The 17,548-nt window shown below is 73.9% G+C and carries 14 protein-coding genes and 1 tRNA gene; 10 read left to right on the top strand and 5 right to left on the bottom strand.

The genetic code is table 11. The annotated features are described in order from the left end of the window. Positions 1-32 precede the first annotated feature (32 nt). Entirely contained in the window at positions 33-1,619 is a 1,587-nt protein-coding gene (locus ACZDWJ_RS10900; protein ID WP_463520979.1) for an Ig-like domain repeat protein, read from the bottom strand. 268 nt (positions 1,620-1,887) lie between these two features. Here ACZDWJ_RS10900 and ACZDWJ_RS10895 point away from each other — a divergent pair, with 268 nt between their 5' ends. Then, a complete protein-coding gene (locus ACZDWJ_RS10895; protein WP_463520978.1) occupies positions 1,888-3,372 on the top strand; it encodes a DUF7059 domain-containing protein in 1,485 nt (494 codons plus the stop codon). Positions 3,373-3,569: 197 nt separating this feature from the next. Beyond that, complete coding sequence (gene topA / locus ACZDWJ_RS10890; protein ID WP_463520977.1) at positions 3,570-6,290, top strand: type I DNA topoisomerase; 2,721 nt, start codon at positions 3,570-3,572, stop codon at positions 6,288-6,290. A gap of 136 nt (positions 6,291-6,426) precedes the next feature. Here topA and ACZDWJ_RS10885 read toward each other — a convergent pair whose 3' ends face one another. Then, on the bottom strand, positions 6,427-7,041 hold the full coding sequence (locus tag ACZDWJ_RS10885; protein WP_463520976.1) for a hypothetical protein: 615 nt from the start codon (positions 7,039-7,041) through the stop codon (positions 6,427-6,429). A 133-nt stretch (positions 7,042-7,174) separates the two neighbouring features. Next, positions 7,175-9,001, bottom strand: a complete 1,827-nt coding sequence (locus ACZDWJ_RS10880) for an alpha/beta fold hydrolase (RefSeq protein ID WP_463520975.1) — start codon at positions 8,999-9,001, stop codon at positions 7,175-7,177. A 104-nt stretch (positions 9,002-9,105) separates the two neighbouring features. Here ACZDWJ_RS10880 and tmk point away from each other — a divergent pair, with 104 nt between their 5' ends. From tmk to ACZDWJ_RS10845, 7 genes are all read left to right on the top strand, one after another. Beyond that, on the top strand, positions 9,106-9,783 hold the full coding sequence (gene tmk / locus ACZDWJ_RS10875; protein ID WP_463520974.1) for a dTMP kinase: 678 nt from the start codon (positions 9,106-9,108) through the stop codon (positions 9,781-9,783). Beyond that, a complete protein-coding gene (locus ACZDWJ_RS10870; RefSeq protein ID WP_463520973.1) occupies positions 9,780-10,934 on the top strand; it encodes a DNA polymerase III subunit delta' in 1,155 nt (384 codons plus the stop codon). Before tmk ends, ACZDWJ_RS10870 begins: the two co-directional genes overlap by 4 nt. Next, positions 10,931-12,514, top strand: coding sequence for an alpha/beta hydrolase (locus tag ACZDWJ_RS10865; RefSeq protein ID WP_463520972.1), 1,584 nt, complete (start codon positions 10,931-10,933; stop codon positions 12,512-12,514). Before ACZDWJ_RS10870 ends, ACZDWJ_RS10865 begins: the two co-directional genes overlap by 4 nt. A 215-nt stretch (positions 12,515-12,729) precedes the next feature. Next, a complete protein-coding gene (locus tag ACZDWJ_RS10860) occupies positions 12,730-13,338 on the top strand; it encodes a 4'-phosphopantetheinyl transferase family protein (protein ID WP_463520971.1) in 609 nt (202 codons plus the stop codon). A gap of 72 nt (positions 13,339-13,410) precedes the next feature. Next, positions 13,411-13,483, top strand: a tRNA-Thr gene (locus tag ACZDWJ_RS10855). 101 nt (positions 13,484-13,584) lie between these two features. Beyond that, on the top strand, positions 13,585-14,013 hold the full coding sequence (locus ACZDWJ_RS10850; protein ID WP_463520970.1) for a hypothetical protein: 429 nt from the start codon (positions 13,585-13,587) through the stop codon (positions 14,011-14,013). Positions 14,014-14,086: 73 nt separating this feature from the next. Beyond that, positions 14,087-15,121, top strand: coding sequence for a serine hydrolase (locus ACZDWJ_RS10845; RefSeq protein WP_463520969.1), 1,035 nt, complete (start codon positions 14,087-14,089; stop codon positions 15,119-15,121). Positions 15,122-15,254: 133 nt separating this feature from the next. Here the strand turns inward: ACZDWJ_RS10845 and ACZDWJ_RS10840 are convergent, their stop codons facing one another. Further along, a complete protein-coding gene (locus ACZDWJ_RS10840; RefSeq protein ID WP_463520968.1) occupies positions 15,255-15,563 on the bottom strand; it encodes an EthD family reductase in 309 nt (102 codons plus the stop codon). A 36-nt stretch (positions 15,564-15,599) separates the two neighbouring features. Continuing rightward, positions 15,600-15,986, bottom strand: a complete 387-nt coding sequence (locus tag ACZDWJ_RS10835) for a DUF1304 domain-containing protein (RefSeq protein ID WP_463520967.1) — start codon at positions 15,984-15,986, stop codon at positions 15,600-15,602. Positions 15,987-16,097: 111 nt separating this feature from the next. On the opposite strand from ACZDWJ_RS10835, the gene ACZDWJ_RS10830 reads away from it, so the two are divergent. Continuing rightward, positions 16,098-17,528 carry an NCS2 family permease gene (locus ACZDWJ_RS10830; protein ID WP_463520966.1) on the top strand — a complete coding sequence of 477 codons (1,431 nt, stop codon included), beginning with the start codon at positions 16,098-16,100 and terminating at the stop codon, positions 17,526-17,528. Positions 17,529-17,548: the final 20 nt, after the last annotated feature.

The raw sequence follows: 17,548 nt of genomic DNA, 5'->3' as shown, positions 1-17,548 counted from the left end.
CGTCGTGTCGGATGAGCGGGCCGTGGGAGTCGTCAGCGCACCGTCAGCCGGACGACGCCCGAGCGCGAGCCGGTGACGCTGCTCGAGCCGGCGTAGACCGCGCGGAGCCGGTGGGTGCCGGCCTTCAGCACGGGCAGGCGCACGCGGCGGCTGCCGGTGACCGTGAACGTGCCCACCCTGCGGCTGCCGTCGTAGACCTTGACGGTGCCCCCGGGACGCACGCCCGAGGCGCGCAGGCTGACGGCCATGACCGCCCGGGCCCCGGGCTTGACGCGGGCCTTCACCAGGCGCGCGCGGGTCGTGCTGACGGCGCGGGCCACCGTCACCGGCGAGGTGGTGAAGGTGGCGGGCTGGTAGCCGGTGCGCACCGCAGTGACGGTGACGGTGACCGCGCGCCCGAGGTCGGCGACGCCGGGGGCGTAGGTGGCGTCGGTCGCGCCGGCCACGACGCTGCCGGCGCGCTTCCACACGTAGGTGAAGCTCGGCGTCTCGCCCGCGCCCCACGAGCCGGGCTGCGCGGTGAGGGTGGCACCGCGCTTCGCGGTGCCGGTGATGCGCGGCTGGACGGTCCACCGCGGCGCGTCACCGCGCTGGACGGTGGCGGGATCGGTGCTCTCGACGGTGCTCGAGGTGTAGCCGTCGGCCGAGCCGGTGGCCAGGACGCTGAGCTGGTGGCCGAGGTCGACGGCGCTCGGCGTGTAGGTGCGGGCCTTCGCGCCCGAGATCGGGTCGCCGTCGCGCAGCCACTGGTAAGTGGTGGTCGTCGAGTCGGTGTCCCAGGTGGGCGCGGTCGCGGTGGTCGGCGTGCCGACCTTCACCGGGCCGGGCACCGAGGGCGCCGAGGTCGCCTGCACCGAGCGCGAGCCGGTGAGGGCCGGGATCGAGAGGGTGTCGGTCAGCGTCGAGACCAGCGGCAGACCGGAGATCAGGCCGGTGACGACCGCGTAGACCTGCTTGCCGGCATCGGCCAGGCCCGGCACGAAGGTGGGGCCGGTCTGGCCGGGCACGGGGACGCCGTCGACGAACCACTGGTAGGCCGTCGAGACCCCCGGCAGGTTCCACACCGGGTCGAGCAGGCTCAGCACCGAGCCGACCGAGCCCAGGCCGCTGAGCGAGGGCGGCTGCAGCGCGGAGAGCAGCGTCCCGAGTCCGCCGCCAGCGCCGCCGCCACCGCCGAGGGCCGGGATCGGCAGGGCGTTGGTGACGACGTCGAGCGGCAGGAGGCCCAGCAGCGAGCCGGTGACGATCGCCTGCACGGTGTGGCCGGCGTCGTCGACGGTGGGCAGGTAGCTCCAGCCGGTGGCGCCCGGGATCGCGACGCCGTCGCGCAGCCAGCGCACCGAGCTGGTGACGCCCAGCAGGTTCCAGACCGGCTGGGAGAGCGTGAGGAGGCTGCCGACGCCGGCGCTGCCGCCGATCACCGGCAGCTGCTGGACCACCAGCAGCAGCGGGTCGAGGAGGCCGTCGGGGCGCTCGGCGCCCGGGGCGGCCTGCGCGCGCACGAGGGCGCTGGCCGGGGCTGCGGGTGCGGCCTGCGTCGGCGCGGCGCCGAGTGCGAGGCCGGAGAGGGTCAGGGTGGCGGTGACGGCTGCGCCGAGCGCGCGCCGGGGGTTCCTCATCGGGGATCCCTTCCGTGGGGTCGGGCGCCCGGGAGCGGGCCCGTCCGTGGGCCCGACGCAGATCGCGGTGGCGGGGCTCCCGACCCGCCACCGCGACATCCCCCACATTAGAGAGCCCTGACTCGCGTCGGGAGGGGGATGGGCCCACCATGGCCGTTCGCGGCCACAAGATGACCCGTTCGGGTCAGGGATGGCCCGACCGGGCCACGGAGGCGTCCCTGCGACCTCACCCGGCCGGCCCAGCCGCCGACGCCCTAGGCTCGCGGCCATGACCGCACCCACCGGCCTGCCCCACCGGCTCCGGGACGCGCTGACGGCCGCGGACTTCACCTACGACGCCGTCGCCGACCTGCTCGGCCCCCAGGCCCACGAGGCCCTGGCCCGCAACGAGACCACCCCCGGCCTGCGCCGCACCCGCGACGGCGGGGCGCTGGCGACGCTGGTGCGGCTGTTCCTGCTGCAGACGCCGGTGTCGCTGCGCGCCGCCGAGGAGGCGCTGCCGGGGCTGGTCGACCGGCTCGCGGTGGAGGGCTTCCTCGAGCAGTCGGTCGGCGAGGTCGCCGCGCGCCTCGACATCCGCCCCTACGGCACCGACGACGACGCCGGCCCGGGGCTGTGGGTCGTCAGCGACCTCACCCCCGGCCTCGACGGCACCGCCACCCGCGTCGGGGCCGACCACGTGCTCGGCATCAGCCCGGCGTCGACGTCGCTGGCCCAGCTCACGCTGCGCCACGAGGTGGGCTCCGCGCTCGACCTCGGCACCGGCTGCGGCGTCCAGGCGCTGCACCTGGCCGCCCACGCCCAGCGGGTCGTCGCCACCGACGTCAACGCCCGGGCGCTGCGCCTGGCCCGCTTCAACGCCGCGCTCAACGGCGTCGAGGAGCGGGTGGAGGTGCGCGACGGCTCGTTCTTCGACCCCGTCGAGGGCGAGCGCTTCGACCTCATCGCCACCAACCCGCCGTTCGTGATCTCGCCGGCCACCGGCGAGCGGCTGGTCTACCGCGACTCCGGACTGCCCGGCGACCGCGTCGTCGAGGACATCGTCCGCGCCGCGCCCGCCCACCTCACCGACGGCGGCTGGTGCCAGGTGCTCGGCAACTGGGCGATCCTGGCCGACCGGCCCTGGCAGGAGCGCCTCGACGCGTGGATCGACCCCGGCTGCGACGCCCTCGTCGTGCAGCGCGAGGTGCTCGACACCGCCGCCTACGTCGAGCTGTGGCTCAAGGACGCCGGTCAGCACCCGGCCACCGGCGCCGTCGACGTCGCGGAGTATTCCCGCCGCTACGACACCTGGCTCTCGTGGTTCGAGGAGCAGGGCGTGGAGGCCATCGGCTTCGGCTGGATCAACCTGCGCACCGGCGGCCGCGGCGCCCGCGAGCTGCTCGAGTGGCCCTTCGACGTCGAGCAGCCCATCGCCCCGGCGATCGCCGAGTGGGGTGCGGCCCAGCGCCTCGACGTCGGCCTGGACTCCCGACTGGTGCTGCGCGAGGACGTCGTCCAGGAGACCGTCGGCGCGGCCGGCGCCGAGGACCCCTCCGCCATCGTCCTGCGCCAGCAGCGCGGCCTGCGTCGCGCCCGGCGCGCCGACACCGTCGAGGCCGCGCTCGCCGGGGCCTGCGACGGCGACCTCACCGTCGGGCAGATCCTCGACGCCCTCGCCGTCCTGCTCGACGAGGAGCCCGAGGCGCTGCGCGAGGACCACCTGGCCACCGCGCGGGCGCTGGTCGCGGAGGGCTTCGCGGACCTGCGCTGACGCCTCCCCGACATCCCCGGGCCGTCTCCGGGCGGTCTCCGGGCGGTCTCCGGGCGGTCTCCGGGCCGTCTCCGTGAGGGCCCCGGTCGGGAGCACGCGCTACCGTGAGCCGCCGTGGGCCGTGCTCGGCCCGCGCTCCTCCCCGCAGCACGCCCGGCAGCACACCCGGCAACACCCCTCATGGAAGTAGAAGGTCTGTGGCACACAAGTTGGTGATCGTCGAGTCCCCGGCGAAGGCCCGCACGATCGGCGGGTACCTCGGTCAGGGGTACGTCGTCGAGTCCTCCATCGGCCACATCCGCGACCTGCCGCAGAGCGCCGCCGACACCCCGGCGAAGATCAAGGACAAGCCGTGGGGCCGGCTCGCGGTCGACGTCGAGAACGGCTTCGAGCCGTACTACGTCGTCCCGCGCGACAAGAAGAGCCACATCGCCAAGCTCAAGAGCCTGCTCAAGGACGCCGACGAGCTCTACCTCGCCACCGATGAGGACCGCGAGGGCGAGGCCATCGCCTGGCACCTGCTCGACGAGCTGAAGCCGAAGAACATCCCCGTGCACCGCATGGTGTTCCACGAGATCACCAAGCCGGCGATCCTCGCGGCCGTCGAGAACCCGCGCACCATCAACGACGACCTCGTCGAGGCCCAGGAGGCGCGCCGCATCCTCGACCGCCTCTACGGCTACGAGGTCTCCCCGGTGCTGTGGAAGAAGGTCATGTCCGGCCTCTCCGCAGGCCGCGTGCAGTCGGTGGCGACGCGGCTGGTCGTCGACCGCGAGCGCGAGCGGATGCGCTTCACCCAGGCCACCTACTGGGACCTCGAGGGCACCTTCGACGCCGGCGCGAAGCACGACCAGCGCCTCTTCCCGGCCAAGCTGCACTCCGTCGACGGCGTCCGGGTGGCCCGCGGCTCCGACTTCGGGCCCGACGGCCGGCTGAAGTCCGGCGCGAGCGTCGTCCACCTCGACCGCATCCGTGCCGAGGACCTCGTCGAGGGCCTGGCCGACTCCTCCTTCGACGTCCGCTCGGTGGAGGCCAAGCCCTACCGCCGCTCGCCGTACGCGCCGTTCCGCACCACCACGCTCCAGCAGGAGGCCAGCCGCAAGCTCGGCATGAGCGCCAGCGTCACGATGTCGGTGGCCCAGCGCCTGTACGAGAACGGCTACATCACCTACATGCGCACCGACTCCACGACGCTCTCGGAGTCGGCCGTCGGCGCCGCCCGGGCGCAGGTGCGCGAGCTCTACGGCGCGGAGTACCTGCCCGACGCGCCGCGCGTCTACGCCTCGAAGGTCAAGAACGCCCAGGAGGCCCACGAGGCCATCCGCCCGGCCGGCGAGTCGTTCCGCACCCCGGCGCAGACCGGCCTCACCGGCGACCAGTTCCGCCTCTACGAGCTCATCTGGATGCGCACCGTCGCCTCGCAGATGAAGGACGCCACCGGCCAGACCGTCACGATCCGCCTCGGCGGGCACGCGGCCTCCGGCGAGGACGTCGTGTTCTCCGCCAGCGGCCGCGTCATCACCTTCCACGGCTTCCTCAAGGCCTACGTCGAGGGCACCGACGACGCCGCCGAGAAGGACGACGCCGAGACCCGCCTGCCCGCGCTCGCCGAGGGCGACGCGCTGTCGGCGGCCGCGCTGTCGGCGTCGGGCCACGAGACCAAGCCGCCCTCGCGCTACACCGAGGCCACGCTCATCAAGGAGCTCGAGGACCGCGAGATCGGGCGTCCGTCCACCTACGCCTCGATCATCGGCACGATCCTCAACCGCGGCTACGTCTACAAGAAGGGCACCGCGCTGGTGCCGGCGTGGCTGGCGTTCTCGGTGATCCGCCTGCTCGAGGACCACTTCCCGCGGCAGATCTCGTACGAGTTCACCGCGCAGATGGAGGACGTCCTCGACGAGATCGCGGCCGGCCGCAAGGAGCGCAACGCCGAGCTGGCGGAGTTCTACTACGGCACCGGCGACGTCGAGGGTCTCAAGAAGCTCGTCGACGAGCTCGGCGACATCGACGCCCGCGAGCTGGCGACCTTCCCCGTCGGCGGCGCCGACTCCGGCATCCACCTGCGCGTGGGCCGCTACGGCCCCTACGTCGAGGGCCCCGACGACGACGGCAACGCCTTCGCGCGGCGCGCGAACGTCCCCGACGACCTCCCGCCCGACGAGCTCAGCGTCGCCAAGGCCAAGGAGCTGCTGGCCAACCCGGCCGGCGAGGAGATCCAGCTCGGACGCCACCCCGAGACCGGTCTCGAGGTCGTCGCGAAGAACGGCCGCTACGGCCCCTACGTCACCGAGCTGCTGCCCGAGGACGCCCCCAAGAGCGCCAAGCCGCGCACCGGCTCGCTGTTCAAGTCGATGTCGCTGGACACCGTCACCCTCGAGGACGCCGTGCGCCTGCTCTCGCTGCCGCGCGTGGTCGGCGAGAGCGCCGACGGCGAGGAGATCACCGCCCAGAACGGCCGCTACGGGCCGTACCTGAAGAAGGGCACCGACTCCCGCTCCCTGACCAGCGAGGACCAGCTCTTCACCGTCACCCTCGACGAGGCGCTGGCCATCTACGCCCAGCCCAAGCAGCGCGGCCGCGCCGCCGCCGCCCCGCCGCTCAAGGAGCTCGGCAACGACCCCGTCTCCGGCCAGCCGGTCGTGGTGAAGTCGGGTCGCTTCGGCGAGTACGTCACCGACGGCGAGTACAACGCCACCCTGCGCAAGGACGACTCCGTCGAGGCGATCACCCTCGAGCGCGCCGCCGAGCTCCTCGCCGAGCGTCGCGAGCGGGGCCCGGCGAAGAAGGCGGCCAAGAAGGGTGCCAAGAAGGCGCCTGCCAAGACGGCCGCCAAGAAGACCGCGGCGAAGAAGACCGCGGCCAAGAAGACGGCTGCGAAGAAGACGGCTGCGAAGAAGACCGCCAAGAAGGCGTGACGCGGGGCGCCGGCCCGATTACCCGGTCAGCCGGGTAATCGTGCGGTGGGCACGGGAGATGTCCCGTGCCAACCGCACGGTTCGCGTGCCGAGTGACGCCCGCCGACGGTCGTCAGCGCCGTGCGAGGACGCCGGCTCAGACCCGCGCGACGCCGCCCCAGTGCGCCAGCCGGGTGGCGATGGCGTGCAGGTCGGCGCGCCAGACGTCCTCGGGGCCTGACGGGAGGATCTCGTCCCACTCCACGGCGTAGGACCCGAGGATCGTCGCCAGGCCCTGCGTGCGGCCGAAGAACCACAGGTGGAAGTGCGCGCCGCCGTCGCCCCATCGGTTGACGTGGCAGCGGCCGACGCCGTCGAGGCCCTCGACGATGCGCACGAGCCGGTTGGTGATGCGCCCGAGCTCGGAGGCGAGGTCGTCGGTGAGGCGGCCGGCGTCGACGTGCTCGCGCGTCAGGAGCATGAGCACCACCGGCATGCCGCTGGGGCCGCCGAGGTGGATGAGCCGCCAGTGCTCGTCCTCCCAGACGACCTTCTCGTCGCCGCCCTGGCAGGTGCCGCAGACATCGGGCCCGGCCTCGCCGTCGCGGACTCGTTCGGGCCCGGGCGCGGCGAGCGGCTTCGGACGCAGCTCTCCGTCGACGACCTCCCACGGGAAGACGTCCCACGCCGCCATGTCGGGCGACGGCAGGCGTCCGGCGACGTCGGCGTGGGCGAGGGCTCGGGCGTGCACCTGGTCTGCGTTCTCGGCCATGCGCCCACCCTGCCCCAGCAGTCCGCCCGGACTGTGGATGAGGAGGAGATTGGTCAGGGGAAGTTGGGCGTCAGAGACCCCAAGTTCCCCTGACCAACAAGAAGTTCCCCGGTCAGCCGGGGAACTCCTCCTCTCACGCCCCCGGCAGCCGCAGCGACCCCCCACCAGCGATCGTCACCGGCACCGGGAGCAGCCCGCCGCGGAAGGAGATCGCGCCGCCGGCGGCCACCAGGCGCACGGAGTGGCCGGGGGCGAAGCGGTGGGCGAAGGCGGGCATGCGGACGGTGAAGGGCTGCGTCGGGTCGGCGACGCGGGCGGGCGAGACGAGGTCGCGGATCACCGTGGCCGAGCCGTCGGGGGCGACGTCGAGCACCTTGAGGAACAGCGTGAGCGGCTGGCCGGCGGGCAGCGTCGGGGCCGAGGCGGTGAGCCGGGCGACGGGGGAGCCGACCACGGTCAGCGGCGCGGTGAGCGGGGCGCTGGTCCAGGCGACGGCGGTGCCGGGCAGGTCGGAGTCGGGGAAGGTCGGCACCGGCGGCAGGCCCGCGAAGGAGCCGCTGACGACGTCGGGGGTGTCGTAGGACGTCGGGAGGCCGGCGATCGGCGTCACGAGCATCTGGGACGCCGGGCTCGCCGACGGCGTGGCGCTCAGCGCGGTGCCGTCGAGGGTGAGGGTGCGACCGCCGGTGAGCGGGAACTGCGCGGCGGAGGCGTAGGCCGGCTTGGCGTTGCCGGTGTAGGAGACCCAGTCGCGGAAGTAGGCGAAGGCGGGGCCGGTCCACACGTCGCGGTCCTTGAGGTAGCGGTCGAGCCACGCCTCGGCGCGCTGCACGAGGTACTGGGTGCGGGCGTCGGGGGCGTCGAGGTCGATCTCGCCGGTGGGATAGGGGTTGGAGTGCCCGCCGTCGCTCCAGATGAGCTTGACGACGGTGCCCTGCCGCTTGAGGGCGGCGTAGGTGGCGGCGGCCTCGTTGAGGTTGAACAGGGTGTCGCCCTCGCCCTGCATCAGCAGCGTCGGCACGGTGATGCGCGGCAGGAACGAGGCCACGGAGCGGTCGTGCAGCAGCCGGTAGGTGGCGTCGTCGAGGGTGCCGGTGGTGGTGGCGTTGATCAGCGAGGGGCACACCCACGACTCGAAGTTCGGGCAGCCGATGAGCCGCTGCTGGTCGGCGCTGGCGTTCTCCAGGCCGCGGGCGATGCCGAGGCCGGAGAAGCCGCCGGCCCACAGCAGCTTGGCCTGCCCGTGGGTGGGGGTGGTGACGCCGACGGCGCGCTCGGTGCCGTTGGCGACGACGTCGTTGGGCGCCAGGGAGTAGCTCAGGTCGTTCCAGGTGATGAGCGGCACGAGCGCGTCGACGCGCGGATCGATCGAGGCGACCGCGAACTGGTTGCCGCCGCCGTAGGAGCCGCCGATGAGGCCGACGCGGGGGTCGAAGGCGCTGCGGTGGCCGCGGTGGTCGCGGGCGTCGCGGCGCACGACGTCCAGGCGCGGGGCCTTCCGCGTCAGCCCGGCGTCGAGGTAGGCCCGGCCGGTCTGCCCGCCGAGGTAGGAGACGAGGAAGCGGGCCGCGCGGCCGTCGGTGACGGGGGAGTCCAGCGAGATCGGGCAGGTCGAGCCGCCGAAGCCGAGGCCGGAGTAGGAGAGCACCGCGTAGCCGCGGCCGGCGAGGTAGCGGCCCAGGCCGGCCTGGTCGTCCTTGGACCCGCCGAAGCCGTTGGTGGTGAGCACGGCGGGCACCCGACGCGAGGGCGAGGCGTCCGCGGGCCGGTAGAGGTCGGCGACGATCGTGCAGCGGGTGGCGCTGCCGGGTCCGACGTCGACGCTGAACCACAGGGGGGTCACGGTCACCGCGGGGGCGGTGGCGGCCGAGGCGGCCGGAGCGAGGGAGCCGGACGAGCCGGGCAGGAGCAGCAGCGGGGCGCACAGGAGGGAGGCCACGGCGGGGAGGAGGCGACGCATGTGGAGAGCAACGACGCGGACGCCCCGGGGTGACGGTCGTCACCGCGGACCGCCGGCGCGGGCCCGGGATGACGCGTGTCGGCGCCGCCCCGTAGGTTCGGGGCATGAGCGGCGCCATCGCAGCAGACGCCCCGGGCGGCGTCCACGCGGCCACGGGCCTGTTCGTCTGCTTCGAGGGCGGCGAGGGCGGCGGCAAGTCCACCCAGTCCCGGCTGCTGCGCACGTGGCTGGAGGAGCAGGGCCACACCGTCGTGCTCACCTTCGAGCCCGGCGACACCCCGGTGGGCCAGGAGGTCCGCCGCATCGTGCTCAGTCCCGAGACCGGCGCCCTGGCCGACCGCACCGAGGTGCTGCTCTACGCCGCCGACAAGGCCGAGCACGTCGACGCCGTCGTCCGCCCGGCGCTCGAGCGCGGCGAGGTCGTCATCACCGACCGCTACGTCGACTCCACGCTGGCCTACCAGGGTGCGGGTCGCACCCTGCCGGTCGCCGAGGTCGAGGCCGTGGCCCGCTGGGCCACCGGCGACCTCCGCCCGCACCTCACCGTCGTCCTCGACCTCGAGCCGTCGGCCGGCCTGGGCCGGTTCACCGAGCGCGACCGCATCGAGGGCGAGTCCCTGGAGTTCCACCAGCGAGTGCGGCAGGCCTTCCTGACGATGGCCGCCGCCGACCCCGAGCACTACGCCGTCCTCGACGCCCGCGGCAGCGTCGAGGAGGTCGCCGCCGCGGTCCGCGAGCGGGTGCGCCCGCTGCTCGAGCGCCTGGCGACGGGCACCCCGTGAGCGTCTGGGACGGCCTGGTCGGCCAGGCCCCGGCCATCGAGGCGCTCAGCGCCGCCGCGCACGGGCGCGGCATGAGCCACGCCTGGCTGTTCACCGGCCCGCCGGGCTCGGGCCGCTCCAACGCCGCCGTCGCGCTGGCCGCCGCGCTGCAGTGCCCCGACGCCGGCTGCGGCACCTGCCACGAGTGCCGCACCGCGCTCGGCGGCTCCCACGCCGACGTCGCGCTGATCCGCACCGAGAAGCTCTCCATCGGCGTCGACGAGGTCCGCGACCTCGTCCGCCGCTCCGCGCTCTCCCCGGCCGGGCGCCGCTGGCAGATCCTCATCATCGAGGACGCCGACCGCCTCACCGACCAGGCCTGCAACGCCCTGCTCAAGGCCATCGAGGAGCCCACCGAGCGCACCGTGTGGATGCTGTGCGCGCCCACGGTCGACGACGTCCTGCCCACCATCCGCTCGCGCTGCCGGCTGGTCACGCTCTCCACGCCGAGCACCGCCGAGGTGGCGGCGTTCCTCGAGCGCACCGACGGCGTCGCCCCGGCCCTGGCCGACCACGCCGCGCGCGCCAGCCAGGGCCACATCGGCCGGGCCCGGGCGCTGGCCCGCGACGAGGCCACCCGCGCGCGGCGCGACGACGTCGTCGGCCTGCCGCTGCGGCTCACCGGCCTGGGCCGCTGCATGAGCGAGGCCCAGCGGCTCGTCGAGATCACCAAGGAGGAGGCCGACGCCATCACCTCCGAGCTCGACGCCCGCGAGAAGGCCGACCTCGACGCCTCCTACGGCGTGGTCGAGCGCGGCCGTCGTCCCCGCGAGTACGGCCCCGCGCTCGCCGCCATGGAGCGCAGCCAGAAGACCCGCGCCAAGCGGCGTCACCTCGACGTCCTCGACCGCAGTCTCATGGACCTCGTCTCGGTCTACCGCGACGGCGTCGCGGTGGCCCTGGGCGCGCCCGGACGCCTGGTCAACGAGGAGCTGCGCGCGCCCATCGAGCGGCTCGCCGACGCCGTCGGCGCCGAGGGCTGCCTGGCCCGCATCACCGCGGTCTTCGAGGCCCGCGAGCAGCTGCTGGAGTTCAACGTGCCGCCGGCCTTGGCGTGTGAGTCGATGATGGTGGCCATGCAGATCCCCGCCGAGGCAGGAGCCCGCCGTTGAGCCGCAGCACCCGCGTGATCGTCATCGTCGTCGTCGTGGCCCTCGTGGCCGGCGGCGCGGCCGTCAGCCTGGTCGCCGCCCTCACCGGCAGCGGCGGCATGGGCGGCTCGAGCAGCGCCATCGCGCCGACCACGCGGCCTGAGCCCGGCTCCAGCACGGCCCCCGAGCCCGAGCTGGCCCGCTTCTACGGCCAGACGCTGGACTGGAAGGCCTGCCCCGGCCAGGACGGCAAGGGCACCACCAACGAGTGCGCGACGCTGCGGGTGCCGGTCGACTACCGCAAGCCGGGCGGCGCCACCGCGAGCCTGGCGGTCCTGCGGGTCCCGGCCGCCAAGCCGAGCGAGCGCATCGGCTCGCTGGTGGTCAATCCCGGCGGCCCGGGCGCCCCCGGCACCAGCTACGCCGCCAGTGCCGACCTCGCCTTCCGCGCGCCGCTGCGCGACCACTTCGACATCGTCGGCTTCGATCCCCGCGGCACCGGCGCCTCGGCCCCGGTCGACTGCCTCACCGACGCCCAGCTCGACGCCTTCCTCGCCGCCGACCCCGACCCCGACACCGCCGCCGAGCAGAAGGCCGCCGTCGCCGGCTACGACGCCTTCTACCGCGGCTGCGTCGAGCGCTCCAGCGCGATCGTCGGGCACGTCACCACCGTCGAGGCCGCTCGCGACATGGACGTCCTGCGCTCGGCGCTGGGCGAGACCAAGCTCGACTACTTCGGCGCCTCCTACGGCACCAAGCTCGGCGCCACCTACGCCGACCTCTTCCCGAAGCGGGTCGGCCGGCTCGTCCTCGACGGCGCGGTCGACGTCGCCCTCGACTCCCGCTCGCTGAGCCTGGGCCAGGCGCGCGGCTTCGAGACCGCCCTGCGCTCCTACGTCGCCGACTGCGTCAAGCAGTCCTCCTGCCCGGTCGGGAAGACCGTCCCGCAGGGGCTGGCCACCATCAAGCAGCTCATCCTCGGCGCCGACCAGAAGCCCCTCGAGACCGGCACCGATCGTCCCCTCACCGAGGGCCTGGCCTTCATCGGCCTCATCACGCCGCTCTACAACCGCGACTACTGGCCGATCCTCACCCAGTCCCTGGCCCTGGCGGTCAAGGGCGACGGCAGCGCCCTGCTGCGCCTGGCCGACGTCTACGCCTCCCGCAACCCCGACGGCTCCTACGCCGACAACAGCGCCGAGGCCATCTACGCCATCAACTGCCTCGACGACCCCTACGCGCTCGCGCCCTCCCAGGTCGCCGCCCAGATCCCCGCGTTCGAGAAGGCCTCCCCGACGCTGGGACGCGTCTTCGCCTGGGGCCTCATCGGCTGCGACGGCATCCATGTGAAGGCCACCGAGAAGGACGACTCCATCACCGCCCCCGGCGCCGCCCCGATCGTCGTCGTCGGCACCACCCGCGACCCCGCCACCCCGTACGCGTGGGCGGTCTCGCTGGCCAAGGAGCTGGAGTCCGGCGTCCTGGTCACCCGCGACGGCGACGGCCACACCGGCTACAACGCCGGCAACTCCTGCGTCGACGACGCCATCGAGTCCTACCTCGTCGACGACGTCGTGCCGAAGGACGGTCTGCGATGCTGAAGGACCTGCTCCCGCAGCTCATTCGCCTCCTGCTCTTCATGCTGGCCGGCGCGATGCTCACCCTCGCCGCCGCCTACCTGTTCGACTGAGTCGGTGAGCGGCTCGGGTTCGATGGGGTCGGTGGTCGAGCGGCGCTCGGTGGTCGAGCGGCGCTCGGTGGTCGAGCCGCGTTCGGTGGTCGGGCCTGTCGAGACCCCCGCACGGAGCCGCCCACGATGACCCTCGCCGATCTCGTGCCACCCGGCGTCGTGGTGCGCGAGCACCGCGGCGCCCTCGGCCCCGAGCACGAGGACGGCCTGCTGCCCGCGGAGCTCCCGCTGGCGGCCCACGCCCGCGAGCGACGCCGCCGCGAGCTCGCCACGGGCCGACGGCTGGCCCGCGCAGCGCTGACGGCCCTGGGGGAGGAGCCGGTGCCGCTGCTCCCCGACGCTCTCCGGGCCCCGCAGTGGCCCGAGGGCGTCGTCGGCTCGATCACCCATGCCGACGGCCTCGTGGCCGCGGCCGTGGGCTGTGTCAGGGCGGACCTGCGCGCCCTCGGCATCGACGCCGAGCCCGACCTCCCGCTGCCCGCCGACGTCGTCCCGGTGGCGCTCACCGCTTCCGAGCAGGCCCGCGGCCCCGACGTCGCCCGCCTGCTGTTCTCGCTCAAGGAGGCCGCCTACAAGGCGTGGTCGCCCTGGACGGCGAGCACCTGCGAGCCGCTGGACCTCGACGTCGTCCTCCTGGAGGCCGGCGTCTCGAAGGTCCGCCTGCCCGACGGCACCGTGATCCACGGACGCTGGGCCCGCGCCGACGGCCTGATCGTGTGCGCCGCCTGGGCGTGAGGCCTCGGTTTCGTGGGGCGCGGCCCGCCTGGCTACACTCGCCCCGTCGTCCTGGTGCTCCCTGGACGACACGCCGCCTTAGCTCAGTCGGTAGAGCGAATCACTCGTAATGATTAGGTCGTCGGTTCGATTCCGACAGGCGGCTCCGAGACCGGCCCCCGGATCAGCGCTCCCGCGCTGGCGGGGGCCGTCGCCGTTCCTCGGTCGATCCGCGACTGAGATCCGCCCAGGCCCGAGGATGGGGCCATGCAGCAGACCACCCGGCCGCCCGTCGTCCCCAACGCCCTCGTCGCCTCGGGCCTGACCGAGCTCGCGGCGGGTGCGCTGTCGGGCTGGGTCTACACCCTGGCGATCGCCGACCGGCAGCGCGCCGAGCGGCTCGGCATCGCCAGCGTGGCGCGGGTGCGGCAGTGGCACCTCGATCTCGCGGCGCTCGGCACCGCGAGCGTCGCGCTCGGCCTCGCGGTGCCGGACGCGCCGGTGGCCCTGCAGCGCACCGCCGCGGTGGCGGCGTGGTCGAACGCCTCGATGTTCCTGCCGCTGGCGTTCAAGCCCGAGCTGGAGTCGGACCTGCGGTTCCGCGGCGTCGTGGGCGCCTCGTTCGTGGCGACGACGGTGGGCTTCGTCGGCTTCGCCGCCACCGCGCTGCGACGCCGGGCCGCAGCGCGGGGCTGAGGGACCTCTGCGGACGCTTGCCTCAGCCCCGCGCCGACGTACCGTCGAGGACACGACCACTCGGGAGGTCCTCATGCATCTGGCCCGTCGCACCGCCCTCGTCTCCGGAGCCGCCGGAGCACTCGCCCTGACCCACGGCGACGCCCTGGCGGCGTCGGTCCCGCCGCCGACGCCGACCACGCCCGCTGAGCTGCTGGCCTGGATCCGGCGGCACCCGCGCCTGGCCTCGCTCGTCGTGCTCGACGAGCACGGCGCCGTGCTCACCGCGGCGCAGCCGCGGCGGCCGATGCCGCTGGCGTCCACGCGCAAGGTGCTGATCCTCCTCGCCGCCGCGGAGCAGGTGGCGCGGGGCCGACTCGGGCTCGACGACGCCGTCCCGCAGAGCGAGCTCGACCGCTGGTACCTCCCCGGCACCGACGCCGGCGCGCACCCGGCGGCGCTGCAGGCCTACGGCGAGTCCTGGACGCTGCGCACCGCGCTCGACGCGATGATCGTCCAGTCCGACAACTCCGCGGCCGATCTCGTGCTCGCGCGGGTCGGCGGCCCGGCCGTCGTCGACCGGCTCGCCCGGCGCCTGGCCCTGCGCGACCAGGATCCGATCTGGTCGCTGCGCGGCGAGCTCCTCGCGTGGTCCCACCAGCCTCGCGCCTGGCTGCAGGCGACGCCCGAGCTGCGCCAGCGCATCGCTCGACGCCTTGCGGCCGCGTCCCGCGGCCCGGTGAGCGTCCCGCTCCCGTCGGAGGCCGCGCAGCGCCGGCTCGCGCTGGCCTCGGGGCGCGGCTCGATGGCCGACTTCGCCCGGCTCCAGCGCACGCTGCAGCAGCGGGCCCCGCACGACGACGCCGCCGCGCTCGCCGTCGACGTGCTCTCCTGGCCCCGGCGCCAGGACGCCGCGACGGCTGCCGACTTCCCCGTGTTCGCCACGAAGGGCGGCGCGCTCCCCGGGGTGGTCTCCGAGGCCACGGCGATCCAGGCGGCCGGTCGTGCGCCGTTCTACGTCGCCCAGGCGTACCGACTGCTCCCGCCGGCGGTCGAGCAGGAGCTGCGCACGAGGTACGTGCAGCAGCAGCTCTACGTCGCCCTGGCCGACGGCGACCTCAGGCCCTAGCCTGCGGCCATGGCCGCTTCTCGGGAGTCCCGTCGTCCGCCGTTCTGGGTCGTCTACTGGATCTCCGGCATCGCCGTTCTGCTGGTGGTGGCGGTCGTCGCGGTCGCGCTGACGCTCGGCTGACCCGCGACCCCTAGAGGGTCGTGCCGTCGGTGACCTCGCCGGTGAACATCGTGCGAGCGGCCGGCAGCGTCTCGGCGTCCTTGGCCACGAGGGCCATCTCGGGGGAGCGCATCGCGGTGCGGAAGGCGTCGGCGTCGGCGAAGTCGAGCTGCGCGACGAGGTAGGGCGCGGTGCCCGGGCCCATCGCGGACGGCTTGGAGAAGCTCGCGCCCAGCAGGCCGGGCAGCGGACGGCACAGCGGGATGTGCTGCTCGACGTACTGACGGTCGAAGGCCTCGGGGTCGGCGGGGGTCTCGTAGGCGATGGTCAGGCGGTACACGCAGGGCTCCTCTGGTCGTGGGTCGGCCTCAGCCTGTCACGCCAGGCCGACGACGATCGCGACGAGGGCCAGCACCGGCAGGGTGCCCTGGCTCAGGGCCGCGCGGCGGTGCTCGCGCGAGGACAGCAGCAGCACCAGCGCCGCCGCGGCCATGCTGCCGACGCCGGTGAGCACCAGCGTCGCGCCGACGGCGTCGTGCCCGGCGACGCGCAGGACGATGCCGAGCGCCACCTCGACGGCGAGGAACAGGTTGTAGAAGCCCTGGTTGAAGGCCAGCGGCCGGGTGAGGGCGGCCTCCTCGTCGCTGCGGATGCCGAAGGTGCGGCGCGCGGCCGGACCCTCCCAGGCCAGCGACTCCAGCCAGAAGATGTAGACGTGGAGCAGGGCCGCGAGGGCGGCGAGCACGAGTCCGACGATGAGCACGGGAGACCTCCAGGTGGCGGGGGCGCCAGGCTAGTGGTCCGCGCCACCCGGTCTGATCCGGTGAGCGGACCCGACTGGCGGGCGCGTGCCTCGGATGAGAGCCTTCGGCCCGTGACGACGAGCCTCATCGACCGCTACTTCCAGATCTCCGAGCGCGGATCCACCGTCGGGCGGGAGGTGCGCGGCGGCGTCGTCACCTTCTTCACGATGGCCTACATCGTGGTGCTCAACCCGCTGATCCTCGGCTTCGCGCCCGACGTCGACGGCAACTTCCTCGGCGGCGGCAGCGGCGACGGGTCCAACCTCGCGACGATCGCCGCCGGCACCGCGCTGGTCGCCGGCGTCCTGACGATCCTCATGGGCGCGGTCGCGAACTACCCGCTGGCGCTGGCCACCGGCCTGGGCCTCAACGCGTTCGTCGCGGTGGCCATCGCCTCGAAGGTCACCTGGGCCGACGCGATGGGCCTGGTCGTGCTCGAGGGCCTGGTGATCCTCGTGCTGGTGCTCACCGGCTTCCGGACGGCGGTCTTCCATGCCGTCCCGGCGCAGCTCAAGGTCGCGATCTCGGTGGGCATCGGCCTGTTCATCGCCTTCATCGGCTTCGTCGACGCCGGCTTCGTCACCCGAATCCCCGACGCCGCCAAGACCACCGTCCCGGTGCAGCTCGGCGCGAGCGGCCAGCTGACCGGCTGGCCGGTGCTGGTCTTCGCGATCGGCCTGGTGCTCGTCGTGGGGCTGTGGGTGCGCCAGGTGCGCGGCGCCATCCTGCTCGGCATCCTCGCCACCACGGTGATCGCGATCGTCATCGACAAGATCGTCGGCATCGACCCGGCGGCCTGGGGCCTCACCGCGCCCGAGCTCCCGAAGGACTGGATCTCGACGCCCTCCTTCGACACCCTCGGCGAGTTCTCTCTGCTCGGCTCCTTCTCCTCCATCGGCACCGTCTCGGCGCTGCTGTTCATCTTCACGCTGCTGCTCGCCGACTTCTTCGACACCATGGGCACGATGACGGCCATCGGCGCCGAGGCCGACCTCCTCGACGAGGACGGCCTGCCGCCGCACACCGAGCGGATCCTCGTCGTCGACTCCCTCGCCGCCGTCGCGGGCGGCGCGGCCGGCGTCTCGTCGAACACCAGCTACATCGAGTCGGCCTCCGGCGTCGGCGAGGGCGCGCGCACGGGTCTGGCCTCGATCGTCACCGGCCTGCTGTTCCTGCTGACGATCCTCTTCGCCCCGATCGTCGCGATCATCCCCTCGCAGGCGGCCGTCCCGGCGCTGGTGCTGGTGGGCTTCCTGATGATGCAGCAGGTCAAGGAGATCGCCTGGGACGACGTCGAGATCGCCCTCCCGGCCTTCCTCACCATCGTCCTGATGCCCTTCACCTACTCCATCACGGTGGGCATCGGCGCCGGCTTCCTCGCCTTCGTGCTCATCAAGCTGATCCGCGGCAAGGTCGGGGCCATCCACCCGCTGATGTGGGTCGTGGCGGGCCTGTTCGTCGTGTACTTCTTCCTCAACCCGCTCACCGACCTCCTGACCTGAGTGGCATCCGCCTGCCGGTT

The sequence above is a fragment of the Nocardioides sp. B129/18 genome (assembly GCF_055282735.1).
The sequence above is the reverse complement of the archived record's forward strand: the minus strand, read 5'-3'. Positions and strand labels throughout refer to the sequence as shown.